The organism is Roseobacter fucihabitans, from assembly GCF_014337925.2.
GTDB classification, from domain to species: Bacteria; Pseudomonadota; Alphaproteobacteria; order Rhodobacterales; family Rhodobacteraceae; genus Roseobacter; species Roseobacter fucihabitans.
Genome location: NZ_CP143423.1, coordinates 740401 through 766360 on the forward strand (window position 1 = coordinate 740401; position 25960 = coordinate 766360).

A 25960-nucleotide genomic window follows, 5' to 3' on the forward strand; every position below is an offset into this window, starting at 1 on the left:
ACCGACGTGGAGGGCGCGCGGCTTACGGCGCAATCACCGTCTTGATGATCGCCTTGGCGTTGTCGCTGGCCCAATCCGCATCGCCGCGCAGCCGCGCCACTTCGCGCCCTTGCGGGTCAATCAACACGGTAATGGGCAGTCCGAAAATCCCCATCTGGCTGGCCAGCGCCTGTTTTGGATCCTGATGACGGGGCAGGTTGTCGACACCGATTTCGGTAAAGAACTTCTTGATGCCTTCGGGTGAATTGCGCCCCGTCGCGATGGTCACGACCTCGAAACTGTCGCCGCCAAGCTCGGCCTGAAGTTCGGAAAGTTGCGGCATTTCCTTGCGGCAGGGCGCGCACCACGTTGCCCAGAAATTCAGAAGCACGTATTTGCCTCGGTAGGCCTCCAGCGACTGCTGGCCCGCGCCGTCAGCGAGGTTGTATTGGGCGTTTGAGACCGCTTCGGGCACGTCATGAAACACCAGTTTTTTCATATCGCCCTCACGGAGCAGGGCGGCCTGAGCCAAATCCGCAGCCGCGACACCGGGAGCCATGATTGCGCCCGCGCCAAGGGCCGTATAAACGAGCGCAGCAAATATTCTTTTCATTTCCCCTCCGAAGGGTTCAAAACCATGACCGATACGCCCGACCCCAAATCCGGCCCTGCCTCCAATCAGATGTGGGGCGGTCGCTTTGCTGCCGGGCCTGACGCGATCATGGAGGCGATCAATGCCTCGATCGGGTTCGACAGACGGATGGCAGCGCAGGACATTGCAGGATCGCGCGCGCATGCCGAGATGCTTGGCGCAACCGGCATTCTGGAAGCTAGCGATGTTGAGGCCATTCGGGAAGGGCTGCTCACGGTCTTGTCAGAAATAGACGCCGGGACGTTTGAGTTTTCCACCGCGCTTGAAGATATTCACATGAACGTGGAGGCACGCCTGAAGGAGATCATTGGCGAACCTGCGGGTCGTTTGCACACCGGGCGCAGCCGCAATGATCAGGTCGCAACCGATTTCAAGCTGTGGGTGCGCGACCAGCTGGACGCGGCGGAGGGCGGTTTGCTCATGTTGATCCGTGCTTTGCTTGATCAGGCCGAGGCGGGCGCGGGTTGGGTCATGCCTGGGTTCACCCACCTTCAAACTGCGCAGCCGGTCACCTGGGGCCACCACATGATGGCCTATGTGGAAATGTTCGGGCGCGATCTGTCCCGGATGCGCGATGCGCGGGCGCGGATGAACACCTCGCCTCTGGGCGCGGCGGCCTTGGCGGGGACGTCCTTTCCCATCGACCGGCATATGACGGCAGAGGCGCTTGGGTTTGACGTCCCGGCGGCCAATTCGCTCGATGCGGTGAGCGACCGGGATTTCGCGCTGGAATTTCTCGGAGCGGCCAGCATTTGCGCGATGCACCTGAGCCGGTTTGCCGAAGAGCTGGTGATCTGGTCCTCCGCGCAGTTCCGGTTTGTGACGCTGAGCGATCGGTTTTCCACCGGCTCCTCGATCATGCCGCAGAAGAAAAACCCCGATGCCGCCGAATTGATCCGTGCCAAGGTGGGTCGGATTTTCGGGGCCAATACGGCGCTGATGATGGTGATGAAGGGCCTGCCGCTGACCTATTCCAAGGACATGCAGGAAGACAAAGAACAGGTGTTTGACGCCGCCGACAACCTGATGCTGGCGCTGGCCGCGATGTCGGGGATGGTGGCGGATATGACGGCCAATCGTGATCAATTGGCGGCGGCTGCGGGGTCCGGTTTTTCCACCGCGACCGATCTGGCCGATTGGCTGGTCCGCGTTTTGGGTTTGCCGTTTCGCGACGCCCATCACATCACCGGCAGCCTTGTCGCGCTGGCCGAAAGCCGCGGGTGCGATCTGCCGGACCTGACGCTGGCGGATATGACATCGGCGCATCCGGGCATCACATCGGATGTATTTGCGGTGCTGGGGGTGGAAAATTCGGTAAACAGCCGTACCTCATATGGGGGAACCGCGCCCGATCAGGTGCGCGCGCAGGTTGCGCGATGGAAGGAAATTGTTGGATGAAACCATTTGTTGTTCTGATGTTCTGTGCGGGTCTGGCCGCTTGTGGCGTGGACGGTGAGCCGGTCACGCCAACCCTGAATGGTGGTGTGAGCATCAATCAAAACGGCATTTATCCGAGCGCCTCTGTTGGTCTGGGGCGTGGGCCTTTGTCCATTCGCTTGGGCCTGTGATGCGGTGGTTCTGGTCCGGCGTGGTTTTGTTGGTCCTGGTCGGCTGCACCGGTCCCGACGGTCAGATACCGCGCGATGATGGCGTAAGACCCGAACAAGCAAGCGGCGTCAGCGTGTCAGGCTCCGCCATCATCGGTTACGTGAAAGGCCAATAAGATGAATCACTTGCGTCTGGTCTGGCTGGTACTCGCCATTTGGGGGGCGATCCATCCGATGAGTTATTTCCTCCAGTGGTTTAACGCCAATGGGTATGATTTGATGGCCATGGTCGATGCCTGGCACGTCAATGCCGCGACCAGCGGTTTGGTCTGGGATCTGACAATTGCCGCCGTTGCACTGACGCTCTGGGTCATTGTCGACGCATTGAACCAGAAGAAATGGCAATACCTGATCGCGATTCCGGCGACCTTTATGATCGGTGTGAGCTGTGGCTTGCCGCTTTTTCTTTACTTGAGATCGAAGTAAACTCAAATTCTAGTTAAGCCACTTTTTGGACATAAGAGGGAACACGATTTTCGAACCGGAGATTGCATCCTTTCATCGGTCACAGCCCCTGATAGGAAATGGATGTAAATTCAGGTCGGCTTGGGGCGCTGTTTTTTCGTTCTGGAACTGTGCCGCGCGCATATCCCCGTCGAATTCCAATTTGAACAGGCTGGACGTTCTGGATACACACGCCGGGAATACAATTGGGCAAGGGCCAGCATGGATCATTTTCTTTATCGCGACGGCGCGCTTTTTGCCGAGGACGTATCAGTTGCGACAATCGCAGCGGCGGTCGGCACACCGTGCTACATCTATTCTGCCGCAACGCTTTTGCGCCATTTTCGCCTGTTTGACGAAGCCCTTGACGGGCTGGACCACCTCGTTTGTTACGCCATGAAAGCCGCCAGCAATCAGGCAATCCTCAAGACCCTCGCACAGGCGGGTGCGGGGATGGATGTGGTCTCGGGCGGGGAGTACATGCGCGCCAAAGCCGCCGGTGTGCCGGGCGAGCGGATCGTGTTTTCCGGGGTCGGCAAGACGGCGGCTGAAATCAGGCTGGCGCTGGAAGGCGGTATCCGCCAGTTCAACGTGGAATCCGAGCCAGAGATGGAAGTGCTGAACGCCACGGCGCTGGCCATGGGCGTGAGCGCGCCGATCACCATTCGCGTCAATCCGGATGTGGATGCAAAAACCCACGCCAAAATCGCCACCGGCAAGTCGGAGAATAAGTTCGGCATTCCGATTTCGCGGGCGCGCGAGGTTTATGCGCTGGCGGCAACGCTGCCGGGCTTGGATGTCATCGGCATTGACGTGCATATCGGCAGCCAGTTGACCGACCTCGCGCCCTATGAGCTGGCGTATCAGAAGGTCGCGGAACTGACCGAGCAACTGCGCGCGGACGGCCACACGATCACGCGGCTCGATCTGGGCGGGGGCCTCGGCATCCCCTATGCGCGCGACAATCAGGCCCCCCCTTTGCCGTCCGATTACGGTGCCTTGGTCAAACGCACGCTTGGACATCTTGGCTGTGAGATCGAAATCGAACCGGGTCGCCTCATTGCGGGCAACGCGGGCATCATGGTCAGCGAAGTGATCTATGTGAAATCCGGTGAGGACCGCGATTTCCTGATCATCGATGGGGCAATGAATGACCTGATTCGTCCCGCAATGTATGACGCCTATCACGACATCATTCCCGTGCGCGAACCTGCGCCGGGCACCGAGCAGGTCAAATTCGATGTTGTCGGGCCGGTATGCGAATCCGGGGATACCTTTGCCAAACAGCGCGTCATGCCCCCCGTAGGGCCTGGCGAGCTGGTGGCCTTCCGCTCGGCTGGCGCATATGGCGCGGTTATGAGCAGTGAGTATAATTCGCGCCCGCTTATTCCCGAAGTTTTGGTGAATAAGGATCAATTCGCGGTTATTCGCCGACGTCCGACCTTTGACGAAATGATAAATCGAGATACACTCCCTGAATGGCTTTGAGCACGTATCCCCGTGCGCAAAGACGAGCGGAGCAAAACGATGGCCTCATTTTCCCGGCATGACGCGAAACGGACCCTCCATGCGGTGCGCTGGCCCTTACGGCTGACCTATCTGGGCATGCTGGCGGAAGCTCTGGTGCAAAGCCTCTGGCCATTGTTGAGCGTTTGTCTGTTTGTTCTGGCGGCTTTGATGCTGGGCGTGCAGGACATGGTGGCGGTCGAGGCCGTCTGGGCCATTGCGGTGGTGGCCGCCGTGGGCGGGGTGGTCACGCTAGGTTATGCCTTCCTCAAGTTCCGCCTGCCGACACGCGCGCAAGCGCTGGCCCGGCTTGATGCGAGCCTGCCGGGCAGACCCCTTCAGGCGCTCAGCGATACGCAGACCATCGGGGCGACGGATGAGGCCTCGAGCGCCGTCTGGCGGGCGCATCAGGCGCGTATGGCAAAGCGGGCCGCTGCGGCCGGACCGGTGCCTGCGGATCTGAATGTGTCTCGGCGGGACCCTTATGCGCTGCGGTATCTGGCGATCTTGGTTTTTGGCATCGCGTTGCTTTTCGGGTCGATCTGGCGCGTGGGATCGGTGTCGGACATGACGCCCGGTGATGGCGGTCTGGCATCGGGGCCGGTCTGGGAGGGCTGGGCCGAAAGCCCGCGCTATACGGGTAGGCCGACGATTTACCTCAACGACATCCCCGAAGGGGTTCTGAGCGTGCCAAAAGGCAGCCTGATCACCCTGCGCCTTTATGGTGAGGTGGGCGCGTTGACCCTGTCTGAAACGGTGTCGGGGCGTACCGAGGTGCCGCCCGCCTCTGATCCGGCGCAGGATTTTACCGTCCTGCAGGAGGGCACCATCGAGATCAGCGGCCCCGGCGGACGCACCTGGCAGATCGACGTGATCCCCGATGCACCGCCGCAGATTGCCGTGCTTGATGATCCCTCCGCCTCTGCGATGGGGGAAACGACGCTGCCGTTTGAGGCCAGCGATGATTACGGTGTTGAGGCGGGTGAAGCCCGCTTCAGTCTCGATCTTGCCTCGGTCGAGCGGCGGCATGGGTTGACGATCGATCCGGAAAACCGGCCTGATCTGGTGGTGCCTTTGCCGACCCCGATTGCAGGGAATCGTCAGGCATTTGAGGAAAACCTGATCGAGGATTTTTCTGAACACCCCTGGGCGAACCTGCCGGTTCTGGTACGTCTTTCCGCGCTTGACGGTGCCGAGCAGGAATTTGAGACCACTTCGCGCGAGATGCTGTTGCCGGGGCGACGTTTCTTTGATCCGGTCGCCGCCGCCGTAATCGAACAGCGGCGTGATCTTTTGTGGTCGCGTGAGAATAACCGCCGGATCAGCCAGATTTTACGCGCAACGGCCTATCTCCCGGAGGATCTGTTTCGCAGTCAGACCGATGCGCTGCGCCTGCGCAAGGTCATACGTCAGCTTGAAACCTTTGCCAAACACGGGCTGAGCGATGAGATGCAGGAGGACCTGAGCGATGAAATGTGGGACCTCGCGATCATCCTTGAGGAAGGCGATCTGGCCGATGCTGCCGAGCGGATGCGCCGTGCGCAGGAACGCCTTAACGAGGCCATCAAGAACGGGGCTTCGGATGAGGAAATCGCCGAATTGATGCAGGAATTGCGCCGTGCGACAGAGGATTATTTGCAACAGCTGTCCCGTCAGGCGCAGCGCCAGCAGCAGGAAAACGGCGAGCCTCAGCAGGGCGGTGACGAGAACGCCATGCAAATGACGCAGGACGATCTGCAACGTATGATGGATCGTATCCAGGAGTTGATGGAGCAGGGCCGCATGGCCGAAGCGCAGCAAGCCCTGCAAGAGCTTCAGGAAATGATGGAAAACATGCGCGTGACCCAAGGCCAGCAGGGTCAGGGCGGACAAAGCCCTGGGGAGCAGGCCATGGAAGGCCTGTCAGAGACGCTGCGCGAGCAACAGGGCCTGTCCGATCAGGCGTTTCGTGACTTGCAAGAGCAGTTCAATCCCGGCGCGCAGGCGGGTGAGAGTCAGGGCAACGAGGGGCGCAACGGCGGTCAGGGCCGTGGTCAGAGCCATGAGGGCCAGCAGGGTCAGGGCAATGGCGAACAACAGCAGGGTGGTGAATCCGGTGGCGGTGCGCAAGGCTCCATCGCGGATCGCCAGCAGGCGCTGCGGGATGAACTGCAACGCCAGCAGGGCAGCCTGCCGGGAGCCGGAACGCCTGAGGGTGACGCGGCGCGCGATGCGTTGGACCGGGCCGGACGTGCGATGGATGGGGCCGAGGAGGCCTTGCGCCAGGACGATCTGGCGGAAGCCATCGACAATCAGGGGCAGGCCATGGAGGCTCTGCGCGAAGGGATGCGCGCGCTTGGCGAAATGATGGCGGAGCAGCAGGCCAATCAACAGCCTGGACAGGGCACGCAACCCTCTGATCAACGTGCGGAAAACCGCGATCCGCTGGGTCGCGAATCCGGTAACTCGGGCGTGGATGGCGACAACAGCCCGCTGGCGCTGAATGATGATGCGTATGGCCGCGCGCGCGAATTGCTGGATGAAATCCGCCGCCGGTCCGGTGAGACCGAGCGCCCGGATGTGGAGCGTGATTACCTCAATCGCCTGCTGGACCGCTTCTGATCAGGCGGCAGTCACAGTATCAAGCCACATCAGAAACCCCGCGATGCGCGCGTCCAGCCACAGGCGCGCCTGATCGACGGTGGCGATATAGGCGTCAATCCAGGGCGCGGTCTCCGGAATGGCGTTCGCCACCTGCGGCGCCATCGCGTAAAGCAGAACAAGCCCAGCGGCCAAGACGACCATCATGGTGAAACCCCGCCCGAAACTGCGGCGTGCGCGCGTTTCGATCTGGGCGGTTTGGCCTGCATCTTCCTTGGGCGAGCGATCGCTGTTGGATCGCATGGTCGAATTGATCTGGTTGACATCGGGCAAGGGCGCGCCGCCTGACCCGACTGCGGCCAGCGCGGTTTTGTCAGGGGAGGGCGCGGGCACCTCGCGTCCCGGTGCCGCCTCCCTGGAGGTATCACCTTGGGTATCCTTGAGGCCCAGGTCGGGCTGTGTTTCGACCGGAACGGAGGCCTCTTTCTGGCGCGCCTGCGCTTCAAGCTGCGCCTCTTCTCGCAGCACGTTTGCCACGGCGGCATCCAGCGGTTTTCTGCCCGGCATGGGGGGATCGCCCGCATGGCCCACATCCGAAACCGCTTCTGCCTTTTTGTCAGGCTCTGTCACGGGACGTCCAGGCAGCTTGGTTGCGGGCGGTGTCGGTGCCGCCTGCGCATCGGGGTGTTCTTGAAACCACGTATGTTCGCAATTGGAACATTGCACGTCACGTCCGTCCGGCAACAATGTGTCATCCGGAATTTCGTATTGCGCATCGCAGTTTGGGCAAATCAATCGCATTCTACACGGTGCTCCATAGCCAACCCAACATATATGGCCAATTGTGTGGACCTTATTGCCAACACCTTCTCACTAAAAGTCTTAACTACGCATAAAGCTGCCAAGTGATGCATTGAAACCAGACCAGCGCTGAGGCACAACGGCGCAACCATGAATTCGGGGGCCGTTGTGATCGAGCTGGAAAATGTCGCCTACAGCTATGGGGATGGCGCGCTTCTGTCTGATATTTCGTTGAAACTCGCGCCCGGATCGTTTCATTTTCTGACCGGTCCCTCTGGTGCGGGCAAGACGACCCTGCTGCGGCTGTGCTATGGTGCCTTATTGCCGAGTTCAGGCAAGATTACGCTGTTTGGCGATGATGTGCGCAGTTTGGAGCGCGACGATATTGCGATGCTCAGGCGCCGTATGGGCATGGTCCATCAGGATTGTCGGTTTCTGGATCACCTGTCGGTCGTTGAAAACATCGCCCTGCCACTCAGCGCGTCGGGCCGTCCCGCAGAGGCCGCCGGAGAGGATTTGAACGAATTGATGGCATGGGTTGGATTGACGCAGAGAGCTGATGCCTTGCCTCCGGAGCTTTCGGGCGGGGAACGCCAACGCGCGGCCCTGGCGCGGGCGGTGATCATGTCGCCGGACGTGGTGCTCGCGGATGAGCCCACGGGCAATGTGGATTGGGAAATGTCCCAACGGCTGCTGCGCCTGCTGGTGGAGTTGAACAAGATGGGTAAGACAGTTCTGATCGCGACCCATGATTTGAGCCTGATCCGCGCGGCCAAAACCCAAATTCAGGCCCGTGTGCTCAGAATTGCGGGGGGGCGCGTGCAATTGGCGGGTGCGGATCTGTGAGACGGCGATTGCGCGCTCTTTTGCAAATTGCGCTGGGGGATCCGCAGAGTGATCGTGTGGTGCCGCCGTCGGGGTTTACCGCACAGCTGACCCTTTTCACGGCGGGGGCGATGGCGTTTTTGGCAATCTTTGCGATGGCCTTGTCGCTGGCATCGGGCCGCTTGGCTGCACGTTGGGGGGATGAGTTGGCCCGCAGTTCAACCATTCGGATCGTTGCGCCGCAAGACCAGAAAGCCGCCCAAACAGAGGCCGCCTTGCGCATTTTGGAAACCACGGGTGGCGTCGCCTTCGCGCGCGCGCTTGATCGTGCAGAACAACAGGCGTTGTTGGCCCCGTGGTTTGGCGCGGACCTTGATCTGAACACGCTGCCGGTGCCGCAATTGATTGAAGTCATCGAAGAAGACAGCGGCTTTGATGCCGCAGGTTTGCGCCTGCGTCTGGCCGCAGAAGTGCCCGGAGCGGTGCTGGATGATCATACGCAATGGCGTGCGCCACTGGTGCAGGCGGCCAACCGGCTGCGGATGTTGGGCTGGGTCTGCGCTCTCCTTCTTGGCGTGAGCACGGCGGCGATGGTCACGCTGGCGGCGAATGCGGCGCTGTCGGCAAATGCGCAGGTGATTGCCGTGTTGCGCCTGGTTGGTGCAACGGATCGCTTCATTGCACAGGCCTTTATCCGTCGTTTTACCCTGCGCGCATTGGGGGGCGGGCTGGTAGGCACGCTCTTGGGTATGCTCGCCGTTCTGGCCTTGCCTGCGGCATCGGACGCGGGCGGGTTTCTGACCGGTCTTGGGTTTCAGGGCTGGCACTGGTTCTTGCCGATGCTGGTTCCGCTTTTGGCTGGCGCTGTTGCTTTTTTTGCCACCGGTGCCGCCGCGAACCGTACTCTCAAGAGGTTGGCTTGATGTTTCAATATATGCGTTCCGTTCTCTTCATCGTGCAGATGTATATTGCAATGCCGATCATCGGTCTGGGGTTCGCACCCTGGGCGATGTTCAGTCGCAAAGGGGCCTACGCCGCCTGCAAAACCTATTCGCGCTATGTGTTCTGGACAGCCAGATGGATGGTCGGGATCCGATGCGAGGTGCGCGGCACGCCGCCTGCGGGCGAGGCGCTGATCGCGGCCAAACATCAGTCATTCCTCGATATCATGATGATCTTTACCGCGCTGCCCGCCGCCAAATTCATCATGAAAAAAGAGATCCTGATGACCCCGATCATCGGCCAATATGCAAAGCGTCTGGGCTGCGTTGCAGTGGATCGCGGCAAGCGTGGTGCGGCGATCGAGAAGATGGTGGCCGACGTCGAGGCCGGGCGTGCGGAGCCGGGGCAATTGATTATCTATTCGCAAGGCACGCGCGTGGCGCCAGGCGTGAGGATGCCCTACAAGAAGGGTACAGCCGTGCTTTACGAGCAACTCGCTCAACCATGCGTGCCGGTTGCAACGAACGTGGGTGTGCTGTGGCCTAAGCGGGGTCTGTTGCGCAAACCTGGCGTTGCGGTTGTTTCATTCCTGCCTGCCATTGAGCCCGGCCTGGAGCGCGATGATTTCATGACCCAATTAGAGGCGTCTGTGGAGCAAACTTCTGATGCGTTGATGGCTGAGGCGGGCTTTGACGGGCTGCGCAATGACTGATCGTGTCGACACGCTTGAAGCACTTCTCAAGCTTTATGGAACGCCCGGTGCTGCGTCGCTGCGCAAGGTGGTGCCTCGCCTGACGCCATTATACCGGTAGTGGATCATGACCTCGAAGCTCTGTATTCTGAGCACTGTTGGGCCCTTAGGTACCGACGCAAGCCCGCGCGGGGATGACGGCCCCGTCGTACAGGAGTTGAATGCTGAAACACTTATGATGCCGGATTGGTGCGGCAATAACCGGCTGGATTCGCTTCGTAATATCGTTGAAGACGGTCGGGTTTCACTACTATTCCTAGTGCCGGGCTCGAATAATGTTGTTCGGATCAACCGCAGCGCTTGGCTGTCGGCAAGCCGTGAAATACGGCAGAGATTTGCGAAAAAGGACAGGCTGCCCGCGACCGTGGTCATGATTGAGATCCAAGAGATTTACACCCAATGCGCACGTGCTCTAATGCGCGCGGGCACTTGGGAGGATGCAAAGCCACCTGCGGGCTTGCCGACTGCGGGAGAGATCCTGGAGCAAGCAAGTGCTGGCGATGAGGGGGGCATCTCCTATGATAACGCTTGGCTGGGACGCGCGCAAAAGACAATGTGGTGAAGCGAAGGTGGCCTGAAAGCCCACCTTACGTCTTGCGCATCATTTATTTACCAGACACCGTAAGGTGGGCTTTAAGGCCACCTTTTGACTACATATGGATCGCTCCGTCGCCGCAGGCCAGAGCGGCTTCGCGGACCGCTTCGGAGTAGGTCGGATGGGCATGGCAGGTCATCGCGAGATCTTCGGCAGAGGCTCCGAATTCCATCGCCACACAGATCTCGTGGATGAGATCACCCGCGGCGGGGCCAATGATATGTGCGCCCAAAATGCGGTCTGTCTCCTTGTCAGCAAGGATTTTCACAAACCCATCACCGGCAAAATTGGCCTTGGCGCGACCGTTGCCCATGAAGCTAAACTTGCCGACCTTATAGGCACGTCCTTCCTCCTTTAGCGCCTGTTCTGTAAGCCCGACATTCGCAACCTCGGGATGCGTATAAATTACGCCCGGAATGACACCATAATTGACGTGACCGTGCCTCCCCGCAACCTGTTCGGCGGCGGCCATGCCTTCGTCTTCAGCCTTATGCGCCAGCATCGGACCTTCGATCGCGTCGCCAATGGCGTAGATGCCGGGTACATTGGTTTCCCACGTCGCATTGACCGCAATCTGACCTCGTTTGGTCATCGCCACGCCCAATGCGTCGAGCCCAAGCCCGTCCGCATAAGGTTTGCGCCCCGTCGCCAGCAGGACCACATCCGCGTCCAAAGTGTGTTCGCTATCATCCTTGCGCAGTTTATAGGTCACTTTCGCCTTGCTCTTGGTTGCTTCGGTTTTTTGCACCGCAGCGCCCATGATGAACCCAAGCCCTTGTTTCTTCAATATTCTTTGGAATGTCTTCTGCACTTCTGCATCCATACCGGGCGTGATGGCGTCCAGAAACTCGACCACTGTGACCTCCGAGCCGAGGCGCGCATAGACGGAGCCAAGCTCCAGCCCGATCACACCCGCGCCGATGACCACCAGTTTCTTGGGGATCTTGCCCAACTCCAACGCGCCGGTGGAGGTCACTACGACTTTCTCATCGACCTCCACCCCCGGCAAAGAGGCGGGCTCAGAGCCCGATGCGATGATGATCTTCTTGGCGCTATGGACTTCGTCGCCAACCTTGACCTTGCCCGCTTCCGGGATGGACCCCCAGCCTTTGAGCCAGTCTATCTTATTCTTCTTGAACAGAAATTCGATACCCTTGGTATTTTGCTCGATGGTCGATTGTTTGTATGAAAGCATCTGTTTCCAATCGACCGACGGGCTTTTTCCCATCAGCCCCATGGCCGCGAAATTATGCTCTGCCTCATGCAGCATATGGCTGGCGTGCAACAGGGCCTTGGACGGGATGCAGCCCACATTGAGACAGGTGCCCCCCAGCGTTTCGCGCCCCTCGACGCAGGCGACCTTCAGCCCCAGTTGCGCGCAGCGAATGGCGCAGACATAGCCGCCGGGGCCGGAGCCGATGATGATCACGTCATAGTTTGCCATGGGACTCTCCTTGGTCGTCATTTGGTCTTTTCGTAGTATACACAATCTGTGCACCGCGCATCCATCACCTATACACCCAAATGGTGCATCTTCTCTGAATTCTCTGTATCCTCACCTGCTTAGACCAGCGCCGCAAGCAACATTAAAACCGTGGCCCCAAAGCCTGCGCCCCAGATCAAAGACCGCCACGGGCTCCAACCAAATGCATAGGCCGGAATATAAGCCAGGCGCGCGCCCAGATAGACCCACGCGCAGGTCGCTGTAACAGGGGTGGATTGATCCGAAAGCGTCACCACGAGCACCGCGATGGTGAACAAGATCAGCGCCTCAAAATGATTGTTCATCGCGCGGATCAAACGCCCTGTGCGCGGTGAGACGAGGTCTTGCAGGCCGCCGCCCAGCCGTTTGGGATCGCGCGGACCAAGGGTTTTGGCCGTACCCAGTTCAAGATTGGCCGGGATCGCCATCAGGGCAAATTGCACGACCTGTAACAGGGCCGCGAGCGTCAGGGCGGTGAGTTCCGGGCTCATAGGGCGAGAAGATAAAGGGCGATGGTGGCAAAGATGCCGATGGTCCAGGCCAGACTGCGGACGCCGACAACACCGAAGGCATAGGCGGGGACATATATGATGCGTGCGATCAGAAAGGCCTGCGCGGCCAGTATGCTTTGGTTGGATGTATTTTCAGAGACAACGAGCAGCAGAACTGCGGGGGCAAAAAGCACCATTGCCGTGATCGAATTGTTCAGCGCGCGTTCCAGCCGGGCGGTGATGCCAGAGATGCTGCGGCTTTCGTCACGGCTTCCCAGCAGATAGCCCAGACCAAGCTGCGTCATGGTGCCGGTCGCTTGCAGAATGAGGGTCGCGATGACCAGCAAGCCATAAAGCGCAAGGATTTGGATTTCACTCATGAGCTGTTCCTTTGGGGCCGGCATTCAGGGGGGCTGCGGCAGGGTGGTGTTGCGCGGTGATGAGCAACCTGATGTCACGCACGGCCATCTCCCTTGAGTAGTGGAAGAATACCAGGCTGAGCGCAATGCCGGGTAGTTGATAAAGCGCGCCCCAGTAAGCTCCCAACCACGTCAGCACCACCATTTTTGCGACCCAGGAGAGCATCGTGATGGTGAAAAGACCACAGAAAAACTCGACCTTATTGTCAGTCTTGCGCAGCACCTCACGCACGAATCCCGTCTCATCATCGCGCGCGGCGATGAGCATTTGCAGGCGGCGTTGTTTTTGGTTTTGGGTCACGTAGACGGGCGCGATGGTGGTGATGAGTTCGCCGACCGCATAGGCCGCAAATACCGACAGAAACAAGATGATACCGGCCGAAACAGTGGGTAGCGGATCGACAACTTCCTGCGCCCAGCCGGTGATCGAAAAACTGTCACGGTTGTTGAGATCGCCCGCGACCTCAATGCCCGCATAGATCCCGATGAACCCGATGGAGACCACCGAGAAAACCCGGGGCCATTCCTTTGGGATCGATTCGAGGAGTTGGGACATGGGGCGGGTCCGGTTGGAAATAGGGGCGTTTTAACGAATAGTTTGCACGACCAACGGGGCTGTGGCTAGGAAACAATTTTTTGCGAGTTCGAGTGCACCATTTTTTGACGCTGCGACTCTCATCGCGCGTGCCGAGCAGATAGCCCATGCCGAGTTGCGTGAGCGCGCCGGTGGCCTGCAGGACCAAGGTTTCTATGACGCGTAGGTCTTAGAGGGTGTGGATGGTGGTTTCAGTCATGTTACCCTTGCCCTTTGTATTCGCCGATGTTGGCGTCAAACGTTCTTTCGTTCGAGTACATACAAGTTTCATCGCTACATTTGCTGATATGAAACTCTATTCCAGGGTAAATCTCATGTCTTTCGACATTCAGAACCAACAGCCTACCACTTTTGCAAATAGGACAAATATCTCCATGTGACTTTCCTGCGAGCGTATTTTCCAAATTTGAAATCTTCATTTTTGCATCAGACAATGCAATTTTCGCGTCAGCAAGCGCTTTAATGATTTCTGCGATCTTTAGTTTGTATTCGGCTTCGTCAACAGAACGGTCAATGTCGCGCAAGTCTTTTACTAGGCCTAATGCAAGACTTGCAGCAGTTAATCCTTCGACGACATTCATTCCCTATTCCTTATTTTCTGGTCCATCTATCTCTAGCCTAGGACATCGTCCTGTGTAGCGTCCAACCCTCACACCAGGAGGGCGCACTTCGTGTTTCCGGTCTTTGATCGCTTCGGCCTCAAAAGGTTCCCCGGACCTTTTGCAAGACGGCCTGCCCCCACGCTCGGGCGCCGCCCGATATTACGCGAGGCGCTACGGATCACAAATCCATCAGCAACCGGCGGGGATCCTCCAGTGCTTCCTTGATGCGCACGAGGAAGGTCACGGCTCCCTTGCCGTCCACGATCCGGTGGTCATAGGAGAGCGCCAGATACATCATCGGGCGGATCACAACCTGACCCTTGATCGCCATCGGGCGATCCTGGATTTTATGCATGCCCAGGATACCCGATTGCGGCGGGTTCAGGATCGGCGAGGACATCAGCGAGCCATAAACCCCGCCGTTGGAGATCGTAAAGGTCCCGCCCTGCATTTCTGCCATGGAGAGTTTGCCATCCCGCGCGCGCGCGCCTTTTTCGGCAATCGCCTTTTCGATATCGGCAAAACCCATCGCATCCGCGTCGCGAATGACCGGCACCACGAGGCCGGTGGGAGTTCCGGCGGCGATTCCCATATGCACGAAGTTTTTATAGACGATATCAGTGCCATCGATCTCCGCATTGACCTCTGGCACCTCGCGCAGCGCATGCACGCAGGCCTTGGTGAAAAACGACATGAAACCCAGTTTCACGCCATGCTTCTTGAGGAACAGGTCTTTGTATTCATTACGCAATTCCATAACCGCGCCCATATCGACCTCGTTATAGGTGGTCAGCATGGCGGCGGTGTTCTGGCTGTCCTTGAGACGGCGGGCGATGGTCTGGCGCAGACGGGTCATCTTGACCCGCTCCTCGCGGCTGGCGTCATCCGCAGCAACCGGCGCGCGCGGGGTGGCGGCGGTTGGGGCAGGGGGTGCAGCAGCGGCAGCAATGGCGCTGGCGACGTCTTCTTTCATGGCGCGCCCGTCGCGGCCTGTACCGGTGACTTGATCCCGGCTGATCCCGGCCTCGGCCATGGCTTTTTTGGCGGAAGGGGCATCCTCAACATCCGCACCGGTCTTGGCCACAGTAGGTTGTGGCGCGTCAGGTGTCGGGGCAGGCGCAGCGGCACCAGCACCCGCGCTCATCACGGCGAGTTTCCCGCCCGCATCTACGGTGCTGCCTTCGGGCGCGAGGATTTCTGTGATGGTTCCAGCGGCGGGCGCGGGCACCTCGACACTGACCTTGTCGGTTTCAAGCTCACAGAGCATTTCATCCTGCGCGACGCTGTCGCCGACCTTCTTGAACCAGGTGCTGACCGTGGCCTCTGTGACGCTCTCGCCCAATGTGGGCACCATGACATCGACGGATCCGCCGCTCGAAGCCGGGGCCGCTTTGGGTGCCGGAGCAGCCGGGGTTGCATTGGCCGTGCTGCCCTCGGCGATATTGGCGAGCAAAGCATCAACGCCCACGGTGTCGCCCTCAGCGGCCACGATTTCGTTTAAGGTTCCGGCGACCGGGCTCGGGACCTCAACGGTCACCTTGTCGGTCTCCAGCTCGCACAGCATTTCATCGACAGCAACCGCATCGCCGGGCTTCTTAAACCATGTGGCGACGGTGGCTTCTGTTACGGATTCGCCCAGGGTGGGCACGCGCACTTCGGTGGTCATTTGTCTATTCCTTCGCCGGTTTTATGTGATCGTCAGCGCGTCATTCACGAGCGCTGCTTGTTGTGCTTTGTGCTGGCTGGCCAGACCCGTCGCGGGCGAGGCCGAAGTGGCGCGGCCCACATAAACGGGGCGCGGGTGGTCGGAATTGATCCGGCCCAGAACCCATTCGATGTTGGGCTCAATGAATGTCCAGGCCCCCTGATTTTTCGGCTCCTCCTGACACCAGACGACTTCGGCCTGTTTGAACCGCTCCAATTCCTTGACCGCCGATTGCGCCGGGAAGGGATAAAATTGTTCCACGCGAAGCAGATAGACATCGTTGATGCCCCGCGCATCGCGTTCTTCCAGCAGGTCATAATAAACCTTGCCCGAACACATCACCACGCGTTTGATCTTGGCATCGCTCACCAGTTTGGTGTCCGAATTGCCGTGTTGCGCGTCATCCCACATCAGACGGTGGAACGACGATCCGGTGACGAATTCCTCGGCCTTGCTGACCGCGAGCTTGTGGCGCAGCAGCGATTTCGGCGTCATCAGGATCAGCGGCTTGCGGAAAGAGCGGTGGATCTGGCGGCGCAGGATGTGGAAATAATTTGCCGGGGTCGTGCAATTGGCCACGATCCAATTGTCCTGGCCACACATCTGTAAGAACCGTTCGAGCCGCGCGGAGGAGTGCTCCGGGCCTTGCCCCTCAAACCCGTGGGGCAACAGGCACACAAGACCCGACATGCGCAGCCATTTGCTTTCACCCGAACTGATGAACTGGTCGAACATGATCTGCGCGCCATTGGCGAAATCCCCAAACTGCGCCTCCCAGAGGGTCAGCGCATTGGGTTCGGCAAGGCTATAGCCATATTCAAAACCCAGCACCGCATACTCAGAGAGCATCGAATCGATGACTTCATATTGCGCCTGACCGGGTTTGATGTTGTTGAGCGGGTAATAGCGCTCCTCCGTCTCCTGGTTGACCAGACCGGAGTGGCGCTGGCTGAACGTCCCGCGTGTGGAATCCTGCCCCGCCAGCCGCACCGGGAAGCCTTCGGTCAGCAGAGAGCCAAAGGCAATCGCCTCGGCCGTTGCCCAATCAATGCCTTCCCCGCTGTCAAACATCGCTTTTTTGGTCTCCAGCAGACGCCCGACTGTTTTATGCAGCGGGAAGCCTTCTGGTGCTTTGGACAGCGCCGCGCCGACCTCGGTGAACGTACCCTTGGCGATTGCGGTCTTGCCCCGCTGATATTTCTTGTTCTGCTTGTCCAGATGCGACCACTTGCCGTCCAGCCAATCGGCTTTGTTGGGACGATATTCCTTACCGGCCTCGAATTCTTCACTCAGATGCACTTGAAACGCGGCTTTCATGTCCTCGATCTCGCCCTCGGGGATCAGACCGTCGCGCACCAGGCGTTCGGTATAAAGGCTGAGCGTGGTTTTCTGACCCTTGATTTTTTTATACATCACCGGGTTGGTGAACATCGGCTCGTCGCCCTCATTATGCCCGAACCGGCGATAACAGAAGATATCGAGCACCACATCCTTGTGGAACTTCTGGCGGAACTCCGTGGCGACCTTGGCCGCATGCACAACCGCCTCCGGATCATCGCCGTTGACGTGGAAAATCGGCGCTTCGACCACCAGCGCATTGTCGGTGGGATAGGGTGAGGAGCGTGAGAAATGCGGCGCGGTGGTGAAGCCGATCTGGTTGTTGACCACGATATGCATGGTCCCGCCCGCTTTGTGACCGCGCAAACCGGAAAGCGCGAAGCATTCCGCCACAACGCCCTGTCCGGCAAAGGCCGCATCCCCATGCAGCAGGATCGGCAGGGCGCTGGTCCGATCGGGATCGTTGCTCTGATCCTGCTTGGCGCGGACCTTGCCGATGACCACGGGGTTGACCGCCTCGAGATGGCTGGGGTTGGCCGTGAGGCTGAGGTGTACGGAATTACCGTCAAATTCGCGGTCACTGGAGGCCCCGAGGTGGTATTTTACATCGCCTGATCCATCCACGTCCTCGGGTTTGAAGGAACCGCCCTGAAATTCGTTGAAAATCGCCTTGTAGGGTTTCATCATGACATTCGCCAATACCGACAAACGCCCGCGGTGCGGCATGCCGATCACGATGTCACGCACGCCCAGAGCGCCGCCGCGCTTGATGATCTGCTCCATCGCCGGCACGAGGCTTTCGCCGCCATCAAGGCCAAAGCGTTTGGTGCCCATGTATTTGACGTGCAGGAACTTCTCAAAGCCCTCAGCCTCCACCAGCTTGGACAGGATCGCCTTGCGACCCTCGCGGCTGAACTGGATTTCCTTGCCGAGGCCTTCAATGCGCTCCTTGAGCCACCCGGCCTCTTCAGGGTTGGAAATATGCATGTATTGCAGCGCAAAAGTGCCGCAATAGGTGCGTTGCACGATGGCGATGATTTCACGCATGGAGGCGGTTTCAAGGCCCAGCACCTTGTCGATGAAAATGGGCCGGTCCATGTCGGCTTCGGTGAAACCGTATGATTTCGGGTCAAGCTCCGGGTGCGGTGTCATCTCGCGCATGCCCAGCGGGTCAAGGTCGGCCACAAGGTGGCCTCGGATGCGGTAGGCGCGGATGATCATCAGCGCGCGGATGGAATCCAGCACGGCGCGCTTGATCTGATCGTTGGAGACCTCGACGCCTGCGGCGGTGGCCTTGGCTTTGATCTTGTCGCCCGCCCCTTTGACCTCGGCGTCTGGCGCCCATTCGCCCGTGAGGGCTTGGGTCATTTCATCGGCGGGCTGGGGCGGCCAGTCGGTGCGCGCCCAGCTTGGCCCGGCGGCCTCGCGTTTGACCGACACCTCATCATCGCCCATCGCCTTAAAGAACGCTTGCCACGCGTCATCGACCGCATGGGGGTCATTGGCATAGCGCGCATACATCTGTTCGAGATATTCCGCGTTGTGCCCCTGCATGAAGCTGGAGGCGTGGAATTGGTCGTTGGCGGGATGGTCGGTCATGGGATTACCTCATGGGATTGATGTAAAGATAGTGGAGAAGCCCAGTTCAACGTGCGGCTCGCGACCCAGAGAACTTGCTGCGCTTTCTTCAAACCGTGCTACTTGTAAATCGACGAGGTAGGGTTTGCCGTCCTCCTCCCCTTGGGTGCGGGACTGGAAGGTCTGGACGTGCGGGTCGGCCCGTTTAATTCCAGCGCGTTCGTCAAGACTTTCGAGCGTGTTTAGTAGGTCTCGCAGGTTGTCATCGCCCGGACCGGCGTAGATGCAGCGAAGGGATTGTGTTTCTTCTCCACTTGATTGGATCACTGCAAGGGCAGCGGTGTTCGGCCCGATAGTAAGGCGTATGACATTGTCGCGTTCTTCTCCGCCAAAGACTTGTATGGCAGTGCTCTCCGCCTGCGCCGGAGCGGTAGTCCAGTCGACCGGCGCTCGCAACTCACGCCCTACGGCAAGAACACCATCGGCCCAAAGCCTCAAAACAGAAATCATGTTTTCCGGTTGAGGGTGAACCCATCCCAACTCCGCAAGTTCCATACGTAGATCAATGGTAATGGTCGCATGGGCCGTGCAGACAGATTGCGTTGCGGATGCAAGATCTAATTGGTCACTCGCCGTAATGTGCGTTGCGCCCGCGCCTGCCGCGATCAAAACCGCCGCAGCAGGCAGGTGTCTAATATGATGGCTCATCGACGTCATCAGCCTTTTGCAATTGCTTCCTGAACCGCTTCGCCCAGTGTTGCGGGGCTGTCGGCGACGACAATCCCAGCGGCGCGCATGGCGTCGATCTTATCCTCGGCACCGCCTTTACCACCGGCAACAATCGCCCCCGCATGGCCCATGCGACGGCCGGGAGGGGCCGTGCGACCGGCGATGAAACCAGCGGTCGGCTTCCAGCGGCCCTTTTTCTTCTCATCTGCCAAGAACTGTGCCGCGTCTTCCTCGGCGGAGCCGCCGATTTCACCAATCATGATAATGCTTTGCGTCTCATCATCGGCCAAAAACATTTCCAGAACGTCAATATGCTCAGTGCCTTTGATCGGATCCCCGCCAATGCCCACGGCGGTCGATTGGCCATAGCCCAGATCAGTCGTCTGTTTCACCGCCTCATAGGTCAGCGTGCCGGAGCGCGAGACCACACCGCAGGAGCCGCGTTTGTGGATGTGACCGGGCATGATGCCGATCTTGCAGGCATCTGGCGTGATCACACCGGGGCAATTTGGCCCGATCAGGCGGGATTTAGACCCCTCAAGCGCGCGCTGGACCTTCATCATGTCGAGCACCGGGATGCCCTCAGTAATGCAGACGATCAGTTCCATTTCCGCGTCAATGGCCTCCAGGATCGAATCCGCGGCAAAGGGTGGCGGCACATAGATCACGGAGGCGTTGGCCCCGGTGACATGGCGCGCTTCATGCACGGAGTTGAATACCGGCAGGTCCAGATGGGTTTGCCCGCCCTTGCCCGGGGTCACACCGCCGACCATTTTGGTGCCGTAAGCAATCGCCTGCTCCGTGTGGAAGGTGCCTTGTGAGCCGGTGAGCCCCTGACAGATGACTTTGGTGTTTTCGTCGATGAGGACGGCCATATTGTTTCCTTGCTTGTTTTATCCTGGGTAGCCCATGGAAACCATGACGGTTCCAGGGGCTTCGTAGCGGTGACGGTTGATTGTACTGGTCGAGACGATCAGGGGGAGCCCGGACGGGGTGGAGATGAACCACTCTGTCGGGCCGCGCACCTGAGCGCCGGGAAAACGCTGAAAGATGGTGGCTGCGACGATATCGGCAAATGCGGGTTCCGCCAGATGCGTGGTGTAGACCATGCAGATACCGGCGTTGCGATCCGGAAAATCGACCTCGGCTTTGACCGTATCGGCAGGGGCGTCAAAAAAGTGATCGAGCCCCAGTGCGATCCCATGTTCGTTGGTGCCGCGGTCGATGGCCCGGTAGGCGAAACCTGAGGCCCCGAAAGTCGTTTGCGCTATAGTGCGGTCGATCATGACCTGCAAGCAAAGGGCCGTGGCAAGCTGCGTATTTGCTCTCACGGCGTCATCAAAACTCTGTCCCTTTGCGGGCAGGGTCGAGAGCGCAACGAGGGCCAGCGGAATGTAGCTCGCGCGCCGCATCCTAGAGGGTAGTTTGAAACCGGACCGACTCATGCTGCACCATCCTTATGCAACAGCACGGTGATATTGTCATCCACCGGCAGCGCGATCCGATTGACCAGTTCTATGGTAAACCCCGCACGGGCGCAGATGTCGGTGAGCGTCGCCAGCGTGAAATAATTGACGTGATCGGGATAGCGGAACCCGCACCATTTTGCCCCGATGATCCGACGGTTAAGCGATCCGAAATTCGGCACGCGAATATAGACCGCGCCGCTGTCCTTGAGCGCGCGATGGGCGCCCTTGAGCACGGCCATGGCGTCGCTTTCATGCTCCAGATAAGAGTTCATGACGATGCCGTCGAACTGCTGCTCTGGGAATTCCCAAATGGCCTCGGCCCCGGCCCCGTGTTGGCAATAGCCGCCATGTGCGCGCATGAATGCATCCGCCTGTGCGTGTAATTGCGTTGAGAGTTCAATGCCATAGGGTGTCATCGGGGGATGAATTCGACGTCCCAGCCCGCAACCGATGTCCAGCACATGTCCGTCCTTGAACCAGGCGCGGTATTTGTCATGCTTGTCGCGATGCGTCAGGCCCAGCTTCTGGCGCAGGGTGCGGATCGCGGGGCTGAGCGAGGTGGAGCCTTTGGAGGCCTCCTTCTTGACCTCATAGGTCTTTTCCCAGGCGAAATCCTCCTCCAGCGCCTCGTAAGGGACCGGGTTTTGCAGATAGGTCATGTCGCAGGTGGTGCAGCGCACGATGTTCCACGCATCGGGCGAATATTGCGGCCAGGGTACCGTCTGCGTGGCCGAACAGCAGGGGCAGGGACGGTGCGTGGTGTCCAGCATCCTAGCGGTCCTCCCAATCAGCGGGCAGGCGGTCGACCGCCATAAAGGTCTGATCGCTGCGCGTCCCGATATGCACCACCGCGATACGCCCCCGCAGGAGTGCGCGCGCTTCGATCAGGGCGGTGCCGGCTTGCGGGCGATGGGTTGCCGGAAGGGGGATGGCATGGCCAAAAACCGGCGGCATCGCCATTTGGACGCGCAGCGCGGCGATGGCAGGCGCGGTGTGATCGCCCGCAAAGGCGACTTCACAACGGCGTTCGATTTGCGCCGGTGCGCTGTTCGCAGGTTCCAGCGTGATGTCCCAGAAAGTCAGATCAAAGGGCAGCGGCGACCCGGCGCGTGTCTCCATGCGGGTGCGGGCAAGCGTGGCGGTTTGACCGGCCTTGAAACAGACGGCGTTGAAGGTTCCGATGGCGGTTTCCGGCGCGGTTTGCGCGGCGGCGGGCAGAGCCATTACGGCGGAGATGAGGGCGGCGCGGATCATGTGGCACCGGGGTGATAGAGGATCAGCGCGTAACGATACCAGCCGAAGCTTTCGGTGCGTTCGGTGGCGATGATGGCAGGTGGATTGGATAGAACGGACCAGGCTTGCTCAATGTTCTTGCCCAGTGGCTTGGGGTCAATAGCGCGTGCCTTAGGGTAGGTTTTGGCCACGTAGTTCTGAAAGTCCCGGGTCTGTCCGCTGCGGGAGTCCGCCTGTATCAGGCAGGTATCGGTCGAGACTGCGACGGCGGGATTTCTGTTGTCGATGACATAGGCCGTCACGCCGCGCGCCTTGCGCGGCAGCGGGACGTATCCGGCATCGCGCAGTTTGGTCTCGGCGGCATCGGCATCCCGCGGACCATTGGTGCAAAAGCGATCAAATGCCCGTACCAACTCATAGGGGGTACTCTTGGGCACCATATTGGCGCGCCACATGTTGCGCAATTCTGCGGTGTCGGCAGGGCTTATTCCGGATGGTCCGCAAGACACCAGAGCAAGCGCACCGAAGAGATATGCAACGAGACGTTTCACGTGATTTTTACTCTCGTTAACTTCCCGAATTGCGCGTCACCCGCTTGGCTCTTGCAGACATTTGGTCTTCCCGACGGCCCACTTTGCCGCACTCCAAAATGCGTTGTGTTAAAGCGTAAGGCGCGCAGGCTGCCAAGTGTTTGGCCGCCGCGGCAGTGCACAACCTCCATACATGCGACGACCCCGCGTGGCCCGTATTCGAAGGGCTTGATCATCGCGATATGTTTCACTTGTATCATGAACGTACAAAGAGCCTTTTATGGCAGCGCAACTAGGAAGTACCCATCGCCGTCATCTCTAACAATCGCTTTTGGCATTGAGGACGCCATTCTTTCGGGAAAAGTGAAAGTAGACGCCTTGAGAACAGCTGTTTCCAGATCGTCGTTTTTGCTCCGTACCTCGTCAACACGCACCCGCATGCTACAGCCACGATCCACTCGAAAAGCCATGTCGAAGCCGCCGACATGTCGGTACGTCTTGGATTCAGTATCCACCAAACGAAACGGGTAGATCAGCCGGCTTTCAGGGTGTTTTTCCCCGCAGATGAAGTCGAATACGCCAGCGGCCTCTGTAAAAGGTACCGGGCCACCTAATCGAGAAGTGCTCGGACCAGACGTCTCGCACGCAGCCAAGAAGGCCGCGCTCAAGAGCAGACTTGCTGATAAAAAATGTCTTGGCAATGGCATCAGATGTTTGATCTCCAAGACCCGGCCCATTCGGAGTTGAGTGGTAATATGACGTATCATCGGCTGATCTCTATCGCGTCTTATCCTTTCACAGCCTTCACGATCTTTTGCGCGCCATCCTTAAGGTTGTCCGCCGCGATGACGTCCAGACCGGAATTGTTGATGATGTCCTTGCCTTCCTGCACGTTGGTCCCCTCAAGGCGCACCACCAGCGGCACTTTCAGGCCAACCTCTTTCACGGCAGCCACAACGCCCTCTGCGATCACATCACAGCGCATGATGCCGCCAAAGATGTTCACGAGAATGCCTTTGACCTGCGGATCAGACGTGATGATCTTGAAGGCCTCGGTGACCTTCTCCTTGGTCGCACCACCGCCCACATCGAGGAAGTTGGCAGGCTCGGCCCCGTAGAGCTTGATGATATCCATCGTCGCCATCGCCAGACCCGCACCGTTCACCATGCACCCGATTTCACCATCCAGCGCGATGTAGTTGAGATCATATTTCGAGGCTTCCAGCTCCTTGCTGTCCTCCTCGGTGGTATCGCGCAGCTCAGCAATATCGGGGTGGCGATACATGGCGTTGCCGTCAAAGCTGACCTTGGCATCGAGCACCTTGAGATCGCCTTCATCGGTGGTGATCAGCGGGTTGATCTCCAGCATCTCCATATCTTTTTCCATGAATGCCTGATAGAGCAGACCCATCAGGGAAACACATTGCTTGACCTGCTTGCCTTCCAGACCCAGCGCGAATGCGATGCGACGCCCGTGAAACGCCTGATACCCAGAGGCGGGATCAACGGAGAACGACAGAATCTTTTCGGGCGTGGCCGCGGCGACCTCTTCGATGTCCATGCCGCCCTCGGTGGAACACACGAAACTGACACGGCTGGTCTGGCGATCCACCAAAAGGGCGAGATACATTTCGGTCGTGATGCCGGAGCCGTCCTCGATATAAATCCGATTGACCTGTTTGCCCGCCGGGCCGGTTTGATGCGTGACCAAGGTGCGGCCCAGCATTTTCTTGGCCTCTTCGGACGCCTCCTGAACCGATTTGGTGATGCGCACGCCGCCTTTTTCACCGGCATCGGCCTCCTTGAACGTCCCCTTGCCGCGTCCGCCCGCGTGGATCTGCGCCTTAATCACCCACATGGGACCATCAAGCGCCCCTGCTGCCGTCTTCGCCTCTTCGGCCCGCAGGACAACGCGCCCGTCAGATACCGGAGCGCCGTAGCTGCGCAGCAATGCTTTCGCCTGATATTCGTGAATATTCATGGATTGGGTCCTGTGTGGTTGATTGCGTTGGCCACCTTCCGTTAAAGGCGCTCAAAGGCACAAAAACAACCGTATAGCGGCTTAAATCCTAATATTTCGTGGAAAATCAGGATTTGTGATCACACAAAAATTTGCTGTGATCACAAACCGCATTCCATTTATCGGCGTGAGAAAGAAACCTGATTCGATTGTGACGCAATCAAAGCTGGCAAAGAGCGTACAAATTTCGCCAATAGATTGAGGGGCCGACGCGCACATAGATGATTCGCTCTACTCTAACGCGAATATTAACATTTCTTTACGATTTATGTTTTGCTTTAGGCGAAATTATGCCAAAACTTCCGCGCAGGAGATCATTGAGAATGGTCTTTTAGGATTTAACCAGTAGCCCAAATAGGAGCGAAATTATGAAAAATACAATTTTAGCAGCAGGCGTGGCGCTTGCGAGCTTGGTCGGAGCGAGTGCGAACGCGACGACGATTACCCTGTCCACTTTTGACATAAGCAATTTCAATACTGAAACAGCAGGCGGTATTGTGCAGGATTTCGAAGGATATTCTGGCGTGTGGGATCCGATGACGATCACAAATGTCGGAAAGTTTACTTCCACGGGCGGTACGGGTAATGGTTCGGTCTGCAACAATAACGTTAGCGGTGGTAACTGTAAGGCGCTGTTCATTCAGGAGGGTGCAGACAGCGGACAAGGCAATCTAGTACCGTTGAATGGAAAGAAGGCGCTGTCTTCGAACGATACCAATGGTATCTTTTGGGACGTTTTCAACGCAGGCAACTCACTCTTTAGCAAGATTGTATTTGCCGTACGTGACGCCGCCGACATAGGCGGTACGGTGTTTACAATCGAGGCAAAAAATGGTGGCGTGACGGAAGCGACCACTATTACAGCTGGAGAAAATAATGAAGGTCGTCTGGTTGTGATCGATCTGGGCGGTGATTTCAGCAGCGCCACAGTGTCAATGTTCAACAACAAAGTAAACGATGGCTTTACGATCGATGGTGCAACAACAGTATCGGCCGTCCCGGTGCCAGCGGCTCTGCCACTGCTCTTGGCTGGTCTTGGTGGTCTTGGTCTGATGCGTCGTCGTCAGCGCAAAGCAGCCTGAGCGA

Annotated in this window: 26 protein-coding genes and 1 pseudogene; 10 read left to right on the top strand and 17 right to left on the bottom strand. The window is 58.7% G+C overall.

Annotated features, from left to right (window positions below; translation table 11 throughout):
- Nucleotides 1-22: 22 nt before the first annotated feature.
- Complete coding sequence (locus ROLI_RS03785; protein WP_187430288.1) at nt 23-592, bottom strand: TlpA disulfide reductase family protein; 570 nt, start codon at nt 590-592, stop codon at nt 23-25.
- Between the two features lie 24 nt (nt 593-616).
- Between ROLI_RS03785 and argH the strand changes: the two genes are divergently transcribed.
- The 5 genes from argH (at nt 617) to ROLI_RS03810 (ending at nt 6789) form a co-directional block, all read left to right on the top strand.
- Nucleotides 617-2029: an argininosuccinate lyase gene (gene argH, locus ROLI_RS03790; RefSeq protein ID WP_187430287.1), complete on the top strand. Its 1413-nt coding sequence runs from the start codon at nt 617-619 to the stop codon at nt 2027-2029.
- Complete coding sequence (locus tag ROLI_RS03795) at nt 2026-2199, top strand: hypothetical protein (protein ID WP_187430286.1); 174 nt, start codon at nt 2026-2028, stop codon at nt 2197-2199. The genes argH and ROLI_RS03795 overlap by 4 nt, the downstream gene beginning before the upstream one ends.
- 156 nt (nt 2200-2355) lie before the next feature.
- Entirely contained in the window at nt 2356-2664 is a 309-nt protein-coding gene (locus ROLI_RS03800) for a DUF2834 domain-containing protein (RefSeq protein ID WP_405048989.1), read from the top strand.
- Nucleotides 2665-2904: 240 nt separating this feature from the next.
- Complete coding sequence (gene lysA, locus ROLI_RS03805; protein ID WP_187430285.1) at nt 2905-4170, top strand: diaminopimelate decarboxylase; 1266 nt, start codon at nt 2905-2907, stop codon at nt 4168-4170.
- A gap of 39 nt (nt 4171-4209) precedes the next feature.
- Nucleotides 4210-6789, top strand: a complete 2580-nt coding sequence (locus tag ROLI_RS03810; RefSeq protein WP_187430284.1) for a TIGR02302 family protein — start codon at nt 4210-4212, stop codon at nt 6787-6789.
- Here ROLI_RS03810 and ROLI_RS03815 read toward each other — a convergent pair whose 3' ends face one another.
- Nucleotides 6790-7569: a zinc-ribbon domain-containing protein gene (locus ROLI_RS03815; protein ID WP_187430283.1), complete on the bottom strand. Its 780-nt coding sequence runs from the start codon at nt 7567-7569 to the stop codon at nt 6790-6792.
- A gap of 168 nt (nt 7570-7737) precedes the next feature.
- On the opposite strand from ROLI_RS03815, the gene ROLI_RS03820 reads away from it, so the two are divergent.
- The 4 genes and pseudogenes from ROLI_RS03820 (at nt 7738) to ROLI_RS03835 (ending at nt 10649) form a co-directional block, all read left to right on the top strand.
- Entirely contained in the window at nt 7738-8415 is a 678-nt protein-coding gene (locus tag ROLI_RS03820) for an ATP-binding cassette domain-containing protein (RefSeq protein ID WP_187430296.1), read from the top strand.
- The gene (locus tag ROLI_RS03825) at nt 8412-9317 is read left to right on the top strand and encodes an FtsX-like permease family protein (protein ID WP_316247452.1); all 906 of its coding nucleotides are present in this window, start codon (nt 8412-8414) and stop codon (nt 9315-9317) included. Before ROLI_RS03820 ends, ROLI_RS03825 begins: the two co-directional genes overlap by 4 nt.
- On the top strand, nt 9317-10048 hold the full coding sequence (locus ROLI_RS03830; RefSeq protein ID WP_187430282.1) for a 1-acyl-sn-glycerol-3-phosphate acyltransferase: 732 nt from the start codon (nt 9317-9319) through the stop codon (nt 10046-10048). Before ROLI_RS03825 ends, ROLI_RS03830 begins: the two co-directional genes overlap by 1 nt.
- Nucleotides 10041-10649: pseudogene (locus tag ROLI_RS03835) on the top strand (MSMEG_1061 family FMN-dependent PPOX-type flavoprotein). Before ROLI_RS03830 ends, ROLI_RS03835 begins: the two are co-directional and overlap by 8 nt.
- Nucleotides 10650-10737: 88 nt before the next feature.
- On the opposite strand, the gene lpdA reads toward ROLI_RS03835, so the two are convergent.
- From lpdA to sucC, 15 genes are all read right to left on the bottom strand, one after another.
- On the bottom strand, nt 10738-12126 hold the full coding sequence (gene lpdA, locus ROLI_RS03840) for a dihydrolipoyl dehydrogenase (RefSeq protein WP_187430281.1): 1389 nt from the start codon (nt 12124-12126) through the stop codon (nt 10738-10740).
- Nucleotides 12127-12245: 119 nt separating this feature from the next.
- A complete protein-coding gene (locus ROLI_RS03845; protein WP_187430280.1) occupies nt 12246-12656 on the bottom strand; it encodes an MAPEG family protein in 411 nt (136 codons plus the stop codon).
- Complete coding sequence (locus tag ROLI_RS03850; protein WP_187430279.1) at nt 12653-13036, bottom strand: MAPEG family protein; 384 nt, start codon at nt 13034-13036, stop codon at nt 12653-12655. The genes ROLI_RS03845 and ROLI_RS03850 overlap by 4 nt, the downstream gene beginning before the upstream one ends.
- Nucleotides 13029-13631, bottom strand: coding sequence for a hypothetical protein (locus ROLI_RS03855; protein WP_187430278.1), 603 nt, complete (start codon nt 13629-13631; stop codon nt 13029-13031). The genes ROLI_RS03850 and ROLI_RS03855 overlap by 8 nt, the downstream gene beginning before the upstream one ends.
- Before the next feature lie 239 nt (nt 13632-13870).
- On the bottom strand, nt 13871-14251 hold the full coding sequence (locus tag ROLI_RS03860) for a hypothetical protein (RefSeq protein WP_187430277.1): 381 nt from the start codon (nt 14249-14251) through the stop codon (nt 13871-13873).
- Between the two features lie 199 nt (nt 14252-14450).
- Complete coding sequence (gene odhB / locus ROLI_RS03865) at nt 14451-15938, bottom strand: 2-oxoglutarate dehydrogenase complex dihydrolipoyllysine-residue succinyltransferase (protein WP_187430276.1); 1488 nt, start codon at nt 15936-15938, stop codon at nt 14451-14453.
- 21 nt (nt 15939-15959) lie between these two features.
- A complete protein-coding gene (locus ROLI_RS03870; protein WP_187430275.1) occupies nt 15960-18914 on the bottom strand; it encodes a 2-oxoglutarate dehydrogenase E1 component in 2955 nt (984 codons plus the stop codon).
- A gap of 9 nt (nt 18915-18923) precedes the next feature.
- Nucleotides 18924-19601 carry a hypothetical protein gene (locus tag ROLI_RS03875; protein ID WP_187430274.1) on the bottom strand — a complete coding sequence of 226 codons (678 nt, stop codon included), beginning with the start codon at nt 19599-19601 and terminating at the stop codon, nt 18924-18926.
- 8 nt (nt 19602-19609) lie between these two features.
- On the bottom strand, nt 19610-20497 hold the full coding sequence (sucD, locus tag ROLI_RS03880) for a succinate--CoA ligase subunit alpha (RefSeq protein ID WP_187430273.1): 888 nt from the start codon (nt 20495-20497) through the stop codon (nt 19610-19612).
- 18 nt (nt 20498-20515) lie between these two features.
- Nucleotides 20516-21067 (bottom strand): hypothetical protein, encoded by a 552-nt coding sequence (locus ROLI_RS03885; protein ID WP_187430272.1) that lies wholly within the window; start codon nt 21065-21067, stop codon nt 20516-20518.
- Nucleotides 21064-21861: a class I SAM-dependent methyltransferase gene (locus ROLI_RS03890; RefSeq protein WP_187430271.1), complete on the bottom strand. Its 798-nt coding sequence runs from the start codon at nt 21859-21861 to the stop codon at nt 21064-21066. The genes ROLI_RS03885 and ROLI_RS03890 overlap by 4 nt, the downstream gene beginning before the upstream one ends.
- 1 nt (nt 21862) lies before the next feature.
- Nucleotides 21863-22345: a hypothetical protein gene (locus tag ROLI_RS03895; protein WP_187430270.1), complete on the bottom strand. Its 483-nt coding sequence runs from the start codon at nt 22343-22345 to the stop codon at nt 21863-21865.
- Nucleotides 22342-22875 carry a hypothetical protein gene (locus ROLI_RS03900; protein WP_222869528.1) on the bottom strand — a complete coding sequence of 178 codons (534 nt, stop codon included), beginning with the start codon at nt 22873-22875 and terminating at the stop codon, nt 22342-22344. Before ROLI_RS03900 ends, ROLI_RS03895 begins: the two co-directional genes overlap by 4 nt.
- 257 nt (nt 22876-23132) lie before the next feature.
- Nucleotides 23133-23579, bottom strand: coding sequence for a hypothetical protein (locus tag ROLI_RS03905; RefSeq protein ID WP_187430268.1), 447 nt, complete (start codon nt 23577-23579; stop codon nt 23133-23135).
- Between the two features lie 62 nt (nt 23580-23641).
- Nucleotides 23642-24835 carry an ADP-forming succinate--CoA ligase subunit beta gene (sucC, locus tag ROLI_RS03910; RefSeq protein ID WP_187430267.1) on the bottom strand — a complete coding sequence of 398 codons (1194 nt, stop codon included), beginning with the start codon at nt 24833-24835 and terminating at the stop codon, nt 23642-23644.
- Between the two features lie 407 nt (nt 24836-25242).
- Here sucC and ROLI_RS03915 point away from each other — a divergent pair, with 407 nt between their 5' ends.
- On the top strand, nt 25243-25956 hold the full coding sequence (locus ROLI_RS03915) for a VPLPA-CTERM sorting domain-containing protein (RefSeq protein WP_187430266.1): 714 nt from the start codon (nt 25243-25245) through the stop codon (nt 25954-25956).
- Nucleotides 25957-25960 lie beyond the last annotated feature (4 nt).